This window comes from Carboxylicivirga sp., assembly GCF_982718395.1.
The window spans coordinates 1-16121 of the sequence record NZ_CEXQWX010000031.1; the positions used below are offsets into that span (position 1 = coordinate 1).

The window sequence follows — 16121 nt, forward strand, 5'->3', positions numbered from 1 at the left end:
GTAATTACGAAGCTTTTTAATATAAACATCGAGGTTGCGTGAGTTAAAGAAAGAGTCATCACCCCAAATTGTCAACAATAAGTTCTTGCGTTCGATAATTTGTGAACCTTTACCCGCCATCATCTGTAACAGTTCACCCTCGCGGCTTGAGAGGTTAATGGTTCCGGAGGGTGCAATTAATTCATAGCGTTGCGGTAAATATTTGTATTTCCCAATCGTAATTTCATCATTCTCGTGTGGAGCAATTGTCTGATTTTTATGAATTGCCAGTTGATTTTTTATTCTCACAATCAATTCTTCAATACTGAAGGGTTTACGCATATAATCTGTTCCTCCGGCTTCAAACCCAAGAACGAGATCTTCTGTCTCTGTTTTAGCAGTTAAAAAGATAATAGGTAAGGTCGGAAAGCGACTTTTTATTTGTTGACAAAGTGACAGACCATCAACATTGGGAAGCATGATATCCAACACACAAATATCTGGCATAAATGAATCAAAATGTTCCATCACTTTACCACCGTCTGTTTCCCAAACCACTTCAAAGCCTTGCAGTTTAAGTGTGTCGAAGGTTATTTTACCCAGGTTTGGTTCATCTTCAACGTAAAAAATCTTTGCTTTCATCCTATTCTGATTTTAGTCGTTCCAAGTTAGTTTTCAAGAGGAAGTTTAATTGTAAAGCGACAACCACCCTCCTTTAAGTTTTCCGCCGTTATTGTACCATTGTGCTGCTTTATAACCAAAGCAACAAAACTAAGTCCTAAGCCAAAACCTTTAACGTTGTGCTGATCACCTTTTGGCACTCTGAAAAATTTATCAAATACTTTATTGATATATCCTTCAGGTATACCGGGACCATTATCGCTGATAGCTACTACTGCCTGATGTTGCATTAGGTCCAGGTCAATATTGATTTCCGTATTATTGCCTCCATATTTAATGCTATTATCAAGCAGGTTTTTTATTACTCCTTCAATGTATAGTGCATCGAGGTTTAAAGTAATTTCTTCATCAGGTCTGTTATATTTAAGCTGTATATTCTTATCTGTTAAAAGAGGATTGATATTATTCAGGCACTGTTGAATCAAATTGCCAAGATTAGTTGATTCCTTTTTAAGGTGTTTTTCCTGTTTTTCTAATTTGGAATGTTCCAAAACTCTAGACGTTAATCCATCCAAACGATTCATTTCATTGGCTACCATGTCAAGGTATTCGGCCATAATTTCGGGATTGGCTTGCATACCAAAACTGCGTAGAGCCTCGAGAGCAGCTTTTGCCGTAGCCACAGGAATTTTAAGTTCGTGGGTTATGTTGTTGATAAAGTCTGTTCTTAGAACGCTTAATCGTATTTGTCTAAGATAGCTTTGGTAAGTGAAAATCAGGGCAAAAGCAGTCATACTTAATAAGATAATACCAAAACATATCTGAACAAATATCACCTTAAGAAGATGTAATCGATATTTGCTAAATAATACTTCAACTTCTATAGTTTCATTATCGGGCAGATATCTGTTGACAGATAATGTTTTTTCATCAGGAATTAATTGTTGCGATTTATCAAACCACTGCGCCTCTATTTGTATATCATTGTATTCCAAACGAAGCAGGTAAAGTTTCTTAAAAAGTTCTTCATCAATTTTAATAAACACTAAATCCTTTTCATCTTCCATAAACTGATAAGGTAAACGAATACCTGCCTGAAAGATATAATTCTGGATGGTCATTAAGATGTTTTGGGTAATATCATCAGGTTCTGTGCGCGGATATACCGAAGTATAATAGTCAAATATTTTATCTAAGGACTTCTCATTTTCATTTAATAAATCAACAATTGATTGTACCAAAACAATCTTTTTCTGTTCATTCAACTCAATATCCTTAAAGTGTACGTTACTATAGTTTGATTTATCCTGGTTTTCGATTATTGGTGTAATGATTGACTCATACAAGACACGATCAAACATTTCACTGCGAACATCGTAATAGTGGGTTCGCAACTGTCTGTTAAGTGTATGTTTCTCATTTTTGTATTGCGTTACTAACCAATAACCTACAAACGTGGAAAGCAGAAGCTGGCTTACTACCATCAGAACAACAATGCGCAGCTTTTTTTTGAAGTAAGGATTTCTTTCCATAATGTAAATATAAGTGCTTTGTGTTTAGTATGATCACAACGTTAACCTTAATTAACCTTGATTGGGGGAGTGTTAACCCTTTGTTTTTCGACAATAAGTTTTATTTGTATAGTAATGTTCGCCAAGCATGAAAATCTTATTTGCATTCATATTACTATTCTTTACTTATGGTAAAATATCGGCTCATGGCACACAATGGTTTCAGTGTGACAACGATGATTATTGGCAGGTGCTAAACGAAGCGCAGCGTCAACAAAAAGTGGCGTGCTTTTATTTATATGTTGACTGGAGCCAGCAATGTGAAATATTAAATGAGCAAGTTTGGCAAAATAGTCAGGTTGGTGATTTTTATAATCGTAATTTTATTAATCACAGGGTTAATGTCGGCGAAGGCGAAGGCAGGCAATTGATAAAAGATTATAGAGTGCGGGGTGTTCCTGCCCTTGTTTTTATTAAACCTGACGGGCAGTTGGTTCGAATTACCAATAATAAGGGATTAGTTAGTTCTGAAGCTGTATTAAAGGCAGGTCGATTGGCATTGAATTATCCGGGAGAGAAAGAATGGGGATATTACTTGGAACGATACGAATCAGGAGATCGTAGTTGGCAATTTTTAGAGAAATACATTAATGAGCGAGTTATTGAAACTAGTTTACCTCCGCCTTATGATCTTGTGCATGAGTATGTAAGTGCTTTACCGGAAAGGCAGTTGATGCACAATGAAAGAGTTCGTTATATGTTGTATCATTATGCCTATCCTGATAATGAACTGTATCATATCCTTGTAAGGAATCAGGAGGATTTGCTTGAATTAAGAGATACCCAAAAATCTATTCATATTTTTTCAACAATCTTGAAGTACAATCAAGTTAAATCGCCATATAGTATCGATGATTATAAGCGAAAACTAAAGCGTGATTTTGGAAAGCGTTGTTATCCGGCTTTGGAATATATGGAGTTAATGCACCAGATTCAGTCCAACAATGCGACTGCTTTTGTAGATGATTATTTTATGTTTATGCAGAAGTACAGGTTAAGTCCCGTGCTAAATCATGATGTTTTAGTGGCAGTTTTACAAGGTCAGGCTGTGAAATCTGAGCATATTCATCTTTTGATGAATGAGCTGAATTCCATAATGGTTGGACAAGGTCAACAACTTCTTATGAATGCCGTTTTGGTGCGCTTAATGATTTTGGCTGGTGATCCGCAGGAAGCAGTGATGTATGCTCAAAACATCTTGCTGGATAGGGAATTGTATCCTTATGATAGAAGAGATGAGCAAAGTCTGAATTATTTACAGCGTGTAGCTGATGGACATACTAATAAGAGTTTTGCAGGATTGTTAAGGTACTTACAAAAGTATTAATAGGACAAAAAAGTATTTTTCTTGTTTGGTGTGTCACCCATAAATGATTTGTTCGTGTTATAGCTGCATAATATTAAACTTCAAAATATATGAGAACTATTGTAATTGTTGCGTTTGCTTTACTATTAAGTACTGGTGCTATGTCCCAGGGTATTGAATTCTTCCAGGGTACATATGCCGAGGCACAGACTAAGGCGAAAGCTGAGGGAAAAGAATTATTTATGGACTTTTACACTTCATGGTGCGGACCATGTAAAATGATGGCTAAAAAATATTTTACCCTTGAATCGGTTGGTAAAGTTTACAATGCAAAGTATATCTGCTTAAAAGTTGATGCAGAAAAAGGTGAAGGACCTGAATTGGCTAAGAAATATGGTGTGAAAGCTTATCCAACCTTGGTTTATGCAAAAGCGGATGGTATACAAACCAATAAAGTGATGGGCGTACAAGATGAAGGAAAACTATTAAATCTTGCAAAGTAACTATATCAGTTAATTGGCACATATTAATTTGTTAAATAATCTATAATGAAGAAAATAAGTCTATTCCTGTTGGCAGTATGGGCAGTGGCATGCTCATCACCCAACTACCCCACGTATAATGATGCTCAGAATATGAAAACCCAAAACATGGTTACAATACCTGAGCTGGTAAATAAAGATATTCCCGGAGCGCCTATATTAAGTCAGCCGGTTCATGTGCAGGGATCAGTTGACGAAATAATTACTGAGAAACATGGATATGCATATCCGGCTTTGTTCGATTGGAACAAAGATGGTTTAAAAGATTTATTAATTGGTGAGTTTGAAACAGGTGAAACGGGTTCATTCCTACAAGTGCACTTAAATGAAGGTTCAAATGAACATCCGAAGTTCTCAGGTAAATTTGAGTATGCCAAAGATATAGCTGGAGATACGATTACAGCTTATTACTGGTGTTGTATTGGTTTTCACCCGCGTTTTGTTGATATAACAGGTGATGGTATTGATGATATGTTGACCGGATCTTATAACCCGGGTATTATTTCTATGTGGGAAGGTACTGCGGAAGGTTTTAAGCCGGTTGTAGAAGTGGAGCAGGATGGCGATCCGCGTAAATATGTCAATGGCTTGCCTCTAACAGATAAAGCATCGTTGGATTATTGGAACTATAGTTCGGCTAACTTTGCTGATTTTAATGGTGATGGTCTGTATGATTTATTTGTGGCCGGATCGGGTGGTCTTCGGGTCGCATTGAATATTGGGACGAAAACCAAACCTAAATTTGGTTACCGCCAATTATTATTAGATGTTGACGGTGAGCCTTTGATTCTGGTTGATCAAAAGACCATAGATGATAATATTAAAAAGTATGGTCAGGCTGGCTGCATATCAGGTGATATGAAATCTTACATTGAGCCTGTTGACTGGGATGGTGATGGTGTATTGGATTTATTGGCTACATCAACTTATTCATACGAAGGACAGAATCCGGTTGAGTTTTTCCGTGGTGTTAAAACACCCAAGGGTATCCGTTTTGAGCAGCGTCAGCCACTGTTTGAGCGTAAAGATGGAGAGCCGCGACCATTCCCGGGATCGGGCACGCAGGTTAAGGTTGAAGATTTCAATAACGATGGTGTGAAAGATCTTCTGTTAGGAGTTAGTATCATCTCTGTTGATGATTACAGTATTGTTGATTCATTGGCCTGGAAACCACTTGATCATTTCGGATTACCGCGTATTGGTAAAGATTTGGGTCATGGTTATGGTGATCCTAACCGTCATACTGAAACGATGGAGAGGGAAAAGCAAATGATTAACTGGTATCCCGGTTATAAAATTCCTTGGTATTATCAGCGAGAATTGGACGATGAGGTCAAAGACATCTATTCGTCGCGGCACAGGGGATATGTTTATATTATGTATGGTCAGGCACCATCAACAAAGGCTCAGGTGAAAGAATATGCAGATGCTAAAGATTTTGTATTGCCGGAAGCATATCAATTAAAAACCAATGAAGTAGGAAGTCATAGTACCGAACAGGTAAAAATAGCAATTGAGCAAACAGAAGGAGCTGATGGTTTTGAAACACCATTTATTATTAAGGTGAAATTTAGAATGAAACCGGGTTGGTATTTATATGCCGATACAAAGCATAATCGTGAAGAAGGCTATTTTCCAACAACAATTGAGTTTGAGTCATTTGAAGGGCTCGTTGCACAATCGTTGCGTACACCAGAAGTGTCAAATCCGGAAGGAACAGCTCGTTACGAAGGATTGGAAATGGAGTTTGAACAAATATTCAGAACAACACGAGCATACTATGGAGTAAAGGACGAGGATAAAAAAGTGAAGGTGACTGTAAAGTACCAAACTTGTAACCAGGATATGTGCTTGCCTCCAATAACAGTGGAAGAAGTGGTCTCATTCTAGACCAGGATATAAATATCATAAAAAAGCCTGCATAATACTTGCAGGCTTTCTTATGATTACTATCTGTCAGGCAATTAATTTGTTGTAACTCCCTTAATTGCATCCATGATTTTTTGTTCCAGCTCTTCTGCTAGTTCAGGATTATCCTTAATTACTTCCTTAACTGCTTCACGACCTTGTCCCAACTTTGTTTCACCATAACTAAACCATGAACCGCTTTTCTTAACAATATTCATCTCAACGCTCATATCCAGAATTTCACCAACCCGCGAAATACCTTCTCCATAGCGAATTTCAAATTCAGCTTTCTTAAATGGTGGCGCTACTTTGTTTTTCACAACTTTAACGCGGGTGTGACTACCTACCACATTTTCACCATCCTTAATCTGCGTAACACGACGAATATCCAAACGCACTGAAGAATAAAACTTAAGAGCATTACCACCGGTTGTGGTTTCCGGATTACCGAACATCACACCAATCTTCTCCCTTAACTGGTTGATGAATACACAAGTTGTATTGGTTTTATTGATGGTTGAGGTTAATTTACGAAGTGCCTGCGACATCAAACGAGCCTGCAGTCCCATTCTTGAATCTCCCATGTCACCTTCAATTTCAGCTTTAGGAGTTAAAGCCGCAACCGAGTCAATAACAATAATATCAATCGCAGAAGAACGAATCAATTGATCAGCAATTTCCAATGCCTGCTCACCATTATCAGGTTGAGATATCAATAAGTTCTCTAAGTCAACACCTAATTTCTCTGCATAAAAACGATCAAAAGCATGCTCAGCATCAATAAAAGCAGCAATACCACCAGCCTTTTGAGCCTCGGCAATGGCGTGGATAGCCAAAGTTGTTTTACCTGATGATTCAGGACCATAAATCTCAATTATACGACCTCTTGGAAATCCACCAACACCAAGCGCCATGTTCAAAGCAATTGATCCGGAAGGAATAACAGGTATATCTTCGACAGTGGCATCATCCATTTTCATGATGGTACCCTTGCCATAGGTTTTATCAATTTTATCCATTGTAAGCTGAAGGGCTTTCAGCTTTTCTTTGTTTACATTATTATCTTTTTTTTCTGCCATTATATTGATTTTAAGCTGTTTCTTCTTTTGCCGGGTTAATAAACTTATTGTCCTAATTCTTCAAGAATCTGATTGGTGTGATCTTTTGTTTTTACCTTTTCAAATATCTTAATAATGATGCCTTTTTCGTCAATGATAAAGGTTTTTCTTAAAACTCCCATATACTCACGGCCATACATTTTTTTCAAACCCCAGGCATCGTACTGTTGCAATATTTCTTTTTCGGTGTCAGCAATTAAATTGAACCTTAAATTGTGTTTAGCAATGAATTTCTGATGTGAAGCTATACTGTCAGGACTAACACCAATAACTTCAAATCCCTGTGACGTTAATGTGTCATAGTTTTCACTTAAATTACACGATTCGGCAGTACAGCCTGGAGTATTATCCTTCGGGTAGAAATAAAGAATTACTTTCTTGCCTCCGAAATCGGTCAGGCTAATTTTTTTGTCATCTTGATTGAGCCCTTTGAAAACCGGGGCTTTATCTCCTTCTTTAAGCATCTTTGAATTGGTTTAAAGTCGAATAGATTTCAGTATCATCAAATCTATTCTATTTACAAATATATTTAAATAAGAACGATTAATACTGGGCATGGTTCAAAAGTTATTAACAGACATTATTTCAGGTAAATATCATAGACATATCAGTTAAAACAGTTGAGTGTTCGTTTAAACTTGATTTAAATATTGACTTTTCGATTCATTGTAATATTTTTCTACACCCGACTAGCATTTTGGGGTGTAATGTGTAATTTTGGCATACTAAAACATTCGAAACAGTTCTACCTAATGAGTAAATTGAGGTTAATATTATTATTTCTGATTCTGTTGACAGTGGGTTCAAGACAAGTAATCCAGTCGCAGGAGATAAAGAGGTATTCAGCAAAAGAGGCGTTAGCCATTTTTAAAGAGGGTAACTACGAAGAGGCTGAGAAAGCTTATGCATACCTTCTTAAAAGTTACGATCGTCAAATCAAATACAATTATTATTACGGAATTTGCCTGATACAAAACAATCGTGACTTATCTCAGGCAGTAAAGCGGTTGAAATATGCAACTCTGAAAGGTGTCAGTCGTGATGCGTATTATTATTTAGGTCGCGCATATCAATTAACATATCAGTTTGAAGAAGCCATCAAGCAATATTCCCGTTTTTTGAAATATGCATCAGCTTCAGATATTAGAAATGCGAAAGCAGAACAATACCGTCTGGAGTGTGAATTTGGATTACATCAATCGGCTAAAATCTATCATCTGGATGTTTACAATCGCGATACAGTTGATAATGTGAACTTATTAAGTGCCTACCACCCGGCGAAAGATGTAGGAAAAGTGACATATAATAAGGAATTTTTTGAATCAGGTTTGAAACCCGATGATATTCTATATTTGACAGAAAGGGGAGATGAGGTGTACTTTTCTATGGAAAATGAGGAAGAGGGTAAAAACCTTAGTAAAATGGAAAAGTTACTTGACGGATGGAGTGAAAGTAAACCACTTGATGGTATTAACTCATCTTTTAACGAGGTTGAGCCATTTGTATTAATAGATGGTGAAACAATTTATTTCTCATCCGATCGCGAAGGGGGCTTTGGTGGTTATGATTTGTACAGGGCTCATTACGATCCTGAAATTAAAACTTTTACAGAGCCTGTTAATCTTGGGATTCCATTTAATTCACCCAAAGACGATCATTTATTTGTTGCTGATGAATTTAACAAGATTGCCTGGTTTGCTTCCAACAGGGAAACGAATGATAGTACATTTATAGTCTATACCATTAAATGGGATGATTCCGTTGTTAAAAATTTTGTAAACGACATTAACGAAGTTAAAGAAACAGCGGCCTTGCAGGTTTCTGAAGGTAGTATTTGGTCATTGGATGAGAGAAATGGAGATTCAAAAAGAGGAACGGAAAAGAAAGAAAATCTGTTTCAATTTGTTGTAGCGGATACATTAGAATATAGTCAACTTGAACATTTTAAAAGTGAGAAGGCAAGGTCTCTTTTCAGTGACGGACTTAAATTACAATTTCAAAAGGATAGCCTGTCGTTATTGATGAAACAAAAAAGAGCAGCTTATGCAAGTACTAATTCCGAGATGGAACGTTCCATGCTGGTTAACGATATTCTGTTGCTTGAGAAAAATGTTTATGGTTTAGATAGCAAAATTGAAAGAAACTTCTACCAGGCACGATTGATTGAGCAGAATAAGATTAAAGAATTGGTTGCATCTGGTGAATATAAGGCATCAACGCATGTTAAAGTAGAGAAAAAGCAAAAGGTTAATTACAATGAAATATTAATACCGGAAGAATACACTTTTTATACTGATGAGGAGTTTGAGCGTGAATTGAAGGAGTTGGACAAAATGTACAAAAAGTTGTTTAATGCCGAGGAAATTCAACAACTTAATCGAGCAGATTCGTTATTTATTTGGGGAAATATATTAAACTTGGAAGCATCTAAAATTCTTGAAAATGCAGCAGAAGCACCAGGTGAGAAAGATGTAATTACGAGTCTTATAAAAGGTAAAGATAGCGTTGAGGAGGATAGTCCGGTACAAAACCAGATTAACAAAGCCAGGGAGTTGAAAACAACGGCACTAAAACTGTATCATGAATCGCTTGATACCAAACATCAAATTTATAACAACAAGATAAAGCAAGTGTTGATCTCAAACACTCTTGATGACTTATCATACCTTCAGCAAGTTGAGGCGGAAAGTGCAGAATATTACAAGGAAGCGCATGGAATAAACAATAAAACAGTAGGTTATGATATGTTACAGTATGAGAAAGCCGGAGCCATAAAACGTAATGGAGTTAAAGTGCAAGAGCAGGGGCTGGTAAAATACTCCGGAGTCACAAGTGAAAACGAACAACAGGAGGTTGATACTCCTCAAAAGACAATACCTAAAACATATCAGGAATTACAAGGGTTTGTTAAGGAAGAAGAGCCGGCTAAAGTTGTAGAAAAGGCGTTCAAGAAAGAGCTGGATGCGGGTCTTGTTTACAAAATTCAGATTGGTGTTTTCCGAAATGAACCTAATGCAACAGCATTAGCTAAGATTCCTGCCATTTCAAAAATCGAAATTCCGGGACGGGATCTGACTAAATATTTTGCCGGGAACTATTCATCATATTCCGAAGCGCAAGGTGATTTGGGTGTTGTGCAAGCTGCTGGTTTTGCTGGTGCTTTTGTAGTTGTTTTTAAAGATGGTAAACAAATTAATCTGACAGAAGAACTCAGGAAGTAGAAATTAGTATTTCACGAAAAATAATGGTTTATTTATAGAAACTTTTGAAATATGGTTTCATTTAGTAGAAGGAGTGAAGAACAAAACCGCGAGGAAAACGGTAAAGAAATTCGCACTTTAACACTTCATAATGACGATGTCAACTCTTTTGACCATGTGATTGATGTATTGTGTGAAGTTTGTGAACATGATGCCGTTCAGGCTGAACAATGTGCTTTTTTAACGCACTATACAGGTTCATGTCAGATTAAATCCGGCGTTGTTGATGATTTACTTCCAATTAAAGAACAACTATCAAAAGAACGTTTATTAGTTACTATCGATTAACACTATGTCAGCACTTGTTATTGTCCTGATTATCCTTTTAGGATTATTTCTTTTCGTTTTAGAATTTTTTGTATTCCCTGGTGTCACAGTGGCCGGAATAGGAGGTCTTCTATTTACAGCCGGGGGCGTGTTTTTAGCGTATCAAGGTTATGGCTCTACATATGGGAATATTGCCCTGGTGGCAACTTTATTTGTAGGGATTATAATATTAGCGCTTTCATTCAGGGCTAAAACCTGGAATCGACTAATGTTGCATTCGAAGGTCGACGGGCAGGTTGAGACGGTTGAAGAAAGTAATATTCATGTAGGGGATGAAGGTGTTGCAATGACCCGTTTGAATCCAATTGGAAAGGTGATGGTTAATAACGAGGTTATTGAAGGTAAATGTCCGGGGCATTTTATCGATGAGAACACAACTGTGATTGTAAAAGAAGTATTTAAAACTTATATAATTGTCAAACCAAAAATATAATTAAATGACAGGATTAGCTCCCATCTTTTTGATAGCAGCGGTTATAGTCGTTGTATTCTTATTCCTTTACTATGTGCCAATTTTACTTTGGTTTTCAGCCTTAGTTTCCGGCGTTCGAATTTCGTTAATTCAATTGATTTTAATGCGAATTCGTAAAGTGCCTCCGGGTGTTATTGTTCGGGCCCTTATTGAAGCTTATAAAGCTGGATTATCAGAAATTAAGCGCGATGAATTAGAGGCACATTACCTGGCCGGAGGTCATGTGGAAAGTGTTGTTCATGCTTTGGTATCGGCTGCTAAAGCAAATATCGACCTGAATTTTCAAATGGCAACAGCTATTGACCTGGCTGGACGTGATGTTTTTGAGGCTGTTCAGATGTCGGTTAACCCTAAGGTAATTGACACACCACCTGTTGCTGCTGTAGCCAAGGATGGTATTCAGTTAATCGCGAAAGCCCGTGTTACTGTTCGTGCCAATATTAAACAATTGGTTGGTGGAGCAGGAGAAGAAACAGTATTGGCTCGTGTTGGAGAAGGTATTGTTTCGTCGATTGGATCGTCCATTTCCCACAAAGCAGTATTAGAGAATCCGGATTCGATTTCTAAAGTTGTATTGGAAAAAGGATTAGATGCAGGTACAGCGTTTGAAATCCTATCGATTGATATTGCAGATATTGACATAGGTAAAAACATTGGTGCAGGGTTACAGATTGACCAAGCTGATGCAGATAAAAACATTGCGCAGGCTAAGGCCGAAGAGCGCAGAGCAATGGCGGTTGCTTTAGAGCAGGAGATGAAAGCCAAAGCACAGGAAGCCCGTGCTAAGGTAATTGAAGCTGAAGCTGAAGTACCGAAAGCTCTGGCTGAAGCATTCCGCAGTGGAAATCTTGGTGTAATGGATTATCTCAAGTATAAAAATATTGAGGCAGATACAGCCATGAGAGATTCAATTGCCAAGCCAGGTGGTAAACCTCCGAAAAAAGATTAAATATTTTAAGAGCTACCTTCGGGTAGCTTTTTTTTTGAACGATAATTAGTTATGTGAATGCAATAAATTGGGTGAATAAAAAGTGTCGTTTTTTTTCATTTTAATTTTGGAGGTTTAATTCAATTTGCTACTTTTGCAATCGCAATCGCAAAGGGGACGCAGGATAGAGGAGCTAGAGCGGTTCTTTCTCTTTAAAGAAAGAGGGTTAAAGGAGAGATGGGTGAGTGGCTGAAACCACCAGTTTGCTAAACTGGCGTACGGGTAACCGTACCGGGGGTTCGAATCCCCCTCCCTCCGCTCAATTTTAGTTTCGGGGTGTAGCGCAGTCCGGTTAGCGCACCTGGTTTGGGACCAGGGGGTCCCAGGTTCGAATCCTGGTACCCCGACAACTTTCAAGAGCTAAATAATGTTTAGCTCTTTTATTTTGATAATTATTTATTGTTTCGGGGTGTAGCATCCCGAAGTTTCGGGAGTAAGCGCATCTTGCTCTCATCAATAAAAATAATGTTTCGGGGTGTAGCGCAGTCCGGTTAGCGCACCTGGTTTGGGACCAGGGGGTCCCAGGTTCGAATCCTGGTACCCCGACGAAGTATTAATCAAATACAATCAAAAGCTCGTAAATCGTTGGATTTATGAGCTTTTTTCTTTTTATACCAAAGAAAACTTCACGTAAGTAACGCCTCTGAATTTTCTTCAGAAGTCCTTAATATTAGCATTAAATGATTCTTAAAAATTGTTTGCCATGTATATAACTTTTGGCAGAAGGATGTTTCTATAATAGAGAACTTTTTATCAAAACGAAAAAAGAAATAATTATCTACATTTGTGTTGGGAAACAAGTGAGATATATATCAAGTAGGAGAAAGAAAGTGGTTATCTGAAATAGCCAATTTCGATAATTATGACATTAAAAAAGAACCTATTAGTAATTTTATGTTTCTGTGCAATGAATGTTGCTCATGGCTTGGACTATGCCTTTGTGCCTGATATTACCACTTTTGACAAAAAAGATTATGGTGCTGGTCGGCAGAACTGGGATATTGCAGTTGATGACAATAACGTAATATACATTGCAAACAATCAGGGACTCTTGCGCTATGTATATGGTCAGTGGATTTTTAATAAACTTCCATCTGGCAGATCAATACGCGCCGTTTGTTATTCAAATAATAAAATCTGGTGTGGAGGAGACGAGATTGGTTTCTTCGAAATAGATGATAGCGGTAACTTATCTTACGAATACCTTTCAGAGATCAATGGCAACATTTGGAATATTGGAGTAAAGGACGATAATGTTTTTTTTCAGTCGAATAATGCCATTACCATCTATAATATTCAGACTAAAAGCCTGGTTCAATATACCTTTCCAAAGACTATATCAGGTTTATGTAAGTGGCAAGATGAAGTGTGGACCATCAATGGTGACAATGGTTTAGGCACCTTAGATTTCGATGGATTTAATCTAGTGGAACCATTTCCGTTGGCGCAGGGTAAGGAAGTTAGAGCGTTGTTTGAACATTGTGAACAACTCTACATGGTAATGCTGAATGGTCAGGTTTTTGCCTATGATGGCACAGATATAAATAAGATTTCTTTACCTGTACAGGTGAGCTGTTTTTCGGCAGTACATTATGATGAAAACACTTTTTATCTTGGTTCTATTTTGGAAGGGATAATTCCTGTTAAAAAAGATAATGATCAACTTGTTATTCAGGGAAAGATACAGCAACACCAAGGATTGTTAGATAATACCGTGCTTTCATTAGCAGTTGATAATAACGGAAATTTATGGGCGGGTTTAGATTATGGTATTGCAAAAATTAACAAGGAAAGTTTATTAAAATCAATAATTAGTAAAGGTGCAACTTATGATGTATTAATGCACAACGATATTACCTATGTTGCAACTAACAAAGGGCTTTATACCAATTATAAAGCGAATGAATTTTCTCTTGTACCTGGTTCTCAAGGTCAGGTATGGGCCTTAAATAAGTCTGCTTCTGGGTTATATGCTTGCCATAACAATGGTCTGGTAAAGATAGATGATGATACATCTGAACTCATTTATAATCAAACAGGTGTAATGGATGTTGCTCAACTTGGCAACTCCAATAATTATATATTTTCGGCTTACACGGGTACATTGTGGATACAACATCTGGAAAATGATTTTGTAGAGAAGCAAAACCTATGGCTTTGGGGGAACCCAAAACTAAGTTACGATAAAGCTAATCGGTGTGTTTGGTCTTATGGGGGAAGTGCCGATACAATTGTTCATTGTATTCAGGTAATAGATGATTCGGTTGCAGTAACAAAGACAGCCATGCGAGATGTATTTCCAACGGAGTATGGTTTGTTTTTTTATGATGGGCATACGCTATTTGAAAACATTGACGGACACTTTGTAGAGACAAAGATGGCCTTAACACAAGGTATTGTAGGCAGAAATATTTCAGCTTTGGAGTTATCTCCTGATGACAATATTGCTGTCTATATTCAAAATGACGAACTAAAGATGATTGAAGAATTGGCAGATGGTTCTACTGTAATTCATAGTAAGTTATTAAGCGAAGTTAATAATGATATACTGAAACAGTTTGAGTGTTTAATAATACATGATAAACTGCTTTATATAGCTACTGAGCAGGGAGTTAAAGTGTTGCCGCTCAATCTCAGAAATAATCGTCAATCATTAAAAGAACCGATAATAGCCAAGGTTGAGATTACTTATTCAGGCAATAATAAGCCGAAGGCAATATATTATCCTTACACTAATAAAGCTTTAAATCTGGCCAGTCGACAGTTTAAAACCATCACCTTGTCATTTGCCAATCGAAAGAAACAAAATATTGAGTATCGCTACCGTTTGTTACCCTATACGAAAGAGTGGACCGAATGGTCACATTTACAGAAACAGGTGGCCTATGGTGATTTAAAACCACAGGAATATACTTTTGAGCTTGAGTGTCGCTACAATGGTACCATCGAAAGAAAAACAACATTGCCCATAATAATCGAAGGTATCGGTTATTATTATCTGCGATTAGGGATCTTGATTGTTATCATACTGGCTCTTGCTTTAATTTTTATTCAATATGTTAAAAACCAAAAATTAAGGTTAAAGCATAAACAGGATAGAAAGCGATATGTAGAAGAGCAGATTCAATCTAAAAAGCAGCAACTCCTTCAGTTTACAGAAGTTATAAGGCATAAGAATACCTTTCTTACTGAAGTTAGGGCTGCATTGGAACAGATGAAAAATAGTGCAGCCTCACGGTGGGTTAACAAGATCGATCAAGAGATTAACAAGGAGAAAAAAGAATTTTTATTTCATAAGGTGTTTGCAGAAGATCATCAGGATTTCATTCAACGCATTTCTTCAAAATATGAAGGGCTGACTCAGCATGATATTCGCCTGTTATCATTCATTCGTATTAATGCCAATACCAATGAAATAGCACAGTTTTTAAATATTTCAACAAGCAGTGTGGATACCGCCCGATATCGCTTGAGAAAAAAGCTGGACCTGGATCACTCTCAAAACCTCAATAAGTTTATTCTGGATTTCTAAGGATTATAAGACTATATCTTTAATTCTGGTTGTATAGGATTATTTGGAGGCTCTTTTTACTTCCTAAACCTTGCAAACTGCCTTTTAGTATATTGTCACTATTATATCAGGTAAGCAATACACCCAGGTAAAATGCTATAAGGCAAATAATCCTTTTCAGACTTTTTCACTTAGTTAAACTTTAATTTACCTTCAGAATTGCTGTTTTCATAATTAAAACAGTTTAAAGTGCCTTGCTTTGTATCAAACGATATTGGCATTTGCTTGTACATATCGACAATTTATCCACTACAGAAACAGATAAAAGCATTAGAATTTGTATTAAATAATAAATCTGTAAATAGCAATAAATCAGTGCTTAATATGATCGAGTCTATGAAATATCAAGGTTGTTTTTCACCTGTCTACCGTTAGTCTATGGTCTTTTTTATGACACTTTTTTTCTAACAAATAGTTTTACACTCTGCACAATCTAAATAAAAACAAGGTGTCATGAA

12 protein-coding genes and 3 tRNA genes are annotated in these 16121 nt (G+C 36.9%); 11 read left to right on the plus strand and 4 right to left on the minus strand.

Annotated features, from left to right (window positions below):
• Together AC4MRQ_RS08015 and AC4MRQ_RS08020 are read right to left on the minus strand one after the other, a co-directional pair.
• A partial coding sequence (locus AC4MRQ_RS08015; RefSeq protein WP_491197144.1) for a response regulator transcription factor occupies positions 1 to 621 on the minus strand: 621 nt, incomplete at its 3' end.
• 26 nt (positions 622 to 647) lie between these two features.
• Positions 648 to 2132, minus strand: a complete 1485-nt coding sequence (locus AC4MRQ_RS08020; RefSeq protein WP_491197145.1) for a sensor histidine kinase — start codon at positions 2130 to 2132, stop codon at positions 648 to 650.
• A gap of 127 nt (positions 2133 to 2259) precedes the next feature.
• Between AC4MRQ_RS08020 and AC4MRQ_RS08025 the strand changes: the two genes are divergently transcribed.
• The 3 genes from AC4MRQ_RS08025 (at position 2260) to AC4MRQ_RS08035 (ending at position 5909) form a co-directional block, all read left to right on the plus strand.
• Positions 2260 to 3498, plus strand: coding sequence for a thioredoxin family protein (locus AC4MRQ_RS08025; RefSeq protein WP_491197146.1), 1239 nt, complete (start codon positions 2260 to 2262; stop codon positions 3496 to 3498).
• A gap of 89 nt (positions 3499 to 3587) precedes the next feature.
• Positions 3588 to 3980 carry a thioredoxin family protein gene (locus tag AC4MRQ_RS08030; RefSeq protein ID WP_491197147.1) on the plus strand — a complete coding sequence of 131 codons (393 nt, stop codon included), beginning with the start codon at positions 3588 to 3590 and terminating at the stop codon, positions 3978 to 3980.
• A gap of 45 nt (positions 3981 to 4025) precedes the next feature.
• On the plus strand, positions 4026 to 5909 hold the full coding sequence (locus AC4MRQ_RS08035) for a protein-disulfide reductase DsbD domain-containing protein (RefSeq protein ID WP_491197148.1): 1884 nt from the start codon (positions 4026 to 4028) through the stop codon (positions 5907 to 5909).
• 74 nt (positions 5910 to 5983) lie between these two features.
• Here the strand turns inward: AC4MRQ_RS08035 and recA are convergent, their stop codons facing one another.
• Positions 5984 to 7006 carry a recombinase RecA gene (gene recA / locus AC4MRQ_RS08040; RefSeq protein ID WP_491197149.1) on the minus strand — a complete coding sequence of 341 codons (1023 nt, stop codon included), beginning with the start codon at positions 7004 to 7006 and terminating at the stop codon, positions 5984 to 5986.
• A gap of 44 nt (positions 7007 to 7050) precedes the next feature.
• A complete protein-coding gene (gene bcp, locus AC4MRQ_RS08045; protein WP_491197150.1) occupies positions 7051 to 7509 on the minus strand; it encodes a thioredoxin-dependent thiol peroxidase in 459 nt (152 codons plus the stop codon).
• 288 nt (positions 7510 to 7797) lie between these two features.
• Here bcp and AC4MRQ_RS08050 point away from each other — a divergent pair, with 288 nt between their 5' ends.
• From AC4MRQ_RS08050 to AC4MRQ_RS08085, 8 genes are all read left to right on the plus strand, one after another.
• A complete protein-coding gene (locus AC4MRQ_RS08050) occupies positions 7798 to 10266 on the plus strand; it encodes an SPOR domain-containing protein (RefSeq protein ID WP_491197151.1) in 2469 nt (822 codons plus the stop codon).
• Positions 10267 to 10317: 51 nt separating this feature from the next.
• Positions 10318 to 10593 (plus strand): ATP-dependent Clp protease adaptor ClpS, encoded by a 276-nt coding sequence (locus AC4MRQ_RS08055; protein WP_491197152.1) that lies wholly within the window; start codon positions 10318 to 10320, stop codon positions 10591 to 10593.
• A 4-nt stretch (positions 10594 to 10597) separates the two neighbouring features.
• Positions 10598 to 11065, plus strand: coding sequence for an NfeD family protein (locus AC4MRQ_RS08060; RefSeq protein ID WP_491197153.1), 468 nt, complete (start codon positions 10598 to 10600; stop codon positions 11063 to 11065).
• A gap of 4 nt (positions 11066 to 11069) precedes the next feature.
• Positions 11070 to 12053: a flotillin-like protein FloA gene (gene floA / locus AC4MRQ_RS08065; RefSeq protein ID WP_491197154.1), complete on the plus strand. Its 984-nt coding sequence runs from the start codon at positions 11070 to 11072 to the stop codon at positions 12051 to 12053.
• Between the two features lie 210 nt (positions 12054 to 12263).
• Positions 12264 to 12350 (plus strand) — tRNA-Ser (locus tag AC4MRQ_RS08070).
• A 14-nt stretch (positions 12351 to 12364) separates the two neighbouring features.
• Positions 12365 to 12439: transfer RNA gene (locus AC4MRQ_RS08075), tRNA-Pro, on the plus strand.
• Positions 12440 to 12563: 124 nt separating this feature from the next.
• Positions 12564 to 12638: transfer RNA gene (locus AC4MRQ_RS08080), tRNA-Pro, on the plus strand.
• A gap of 316 nt (positions 12639 to 12954) precedes the next feature.
• Positions 12955 to 15624, plus strand: a complete 2670-nt coding sequence (locus tag AC4MRQ_RS08085) for a two-component regulator propeller domain-containing protein (RefSeq protein ID WP_491197155.1) — start codon at positions 12955 to 12957, stop codon at positions 15622 to 15624.
• Positions 15625 to 16121: the final 497 nt, after the last annotated feature.

Bases quoted from the DNA above. Each gene is read 5' to 3' on its own strand.
- AC4MRQ_RS08020 (WP_491197145.1), bottom strand. From the start codon at position 2,132: ATGGAAAGAAATCCTTACTTCAAAAAAAAGCTGCGCATTGTTGTTCTG.
- AC4MRQ_RS08060 (WP_491197153.1), top strand. From the start codon at position 10,598: ATGTCAGCACTTGTTATTGTCCTGATTATCCTTTTAGGATTATTTCTT.
- recA (WP_491197149.1), bottom strand. From the start codon at position 7,006: ATGGCAGAAAAAAAAGATAATAATGTAAACAAAGAAAAGCTGAAAGCC.
- AC4MRQ_RS08035 (WP_491197148.1), top strand. From the start codon at position 4,026: ATGAAGAAAATAAGTCTATTCCTGTTGGCAGTATGGGCAGTGGCATGC.
- AC4MRQ_RS08085 (WP_491197155.1), top strand. From the start codon at position 12,955: ATGACATTAAAAAAGAACCTATTAGTAATTTTATGTTTCTGTGCAATG.
- AC4MRQ_RS08030 (WP_491197147.1), top strand. From the start codon at position 3,588: ATGAGAACTATTGTAATTGTTGCGTTTGCTTTACTATTAAGTACTGGT.
- AC4MRQ_RS08055 (WP_491197152.1), top strand. From the start codon at position 10,318: ATGGTTTCATTTAGTAGAAGGAGTGAAGAACAAAACCGCGAGGAAAAC.
- floA (WP_491197154.1), top strand. From the start codon at position 11,070: ATGACAGGATTAGCTCCCATCTTTTTGATAGCAGCGGTTATAGTCGTT.
- bcp (WP_491197150.1), bottom strand. From the start codon at position 7,509: ATGCTTAAAGAAGGAGATAAAGCCCCGGTTTTCAAAGGGCTCAATCAA.
- AC4MRQ_RS08025 (WP_491197146.1), top strand. From the start codon at position 2,260: ATGAAAATCTTATTTGCATTCATATTACTATTCTTTACTTATGGTAAA.
- AC4MRQ_RS08050 (WP_491197151.1), top strand. From the start codon at position 7,798: ATGAGTAAATTGAGGTTAATATTATTATTTCTGATTCTGTTGACAGTG.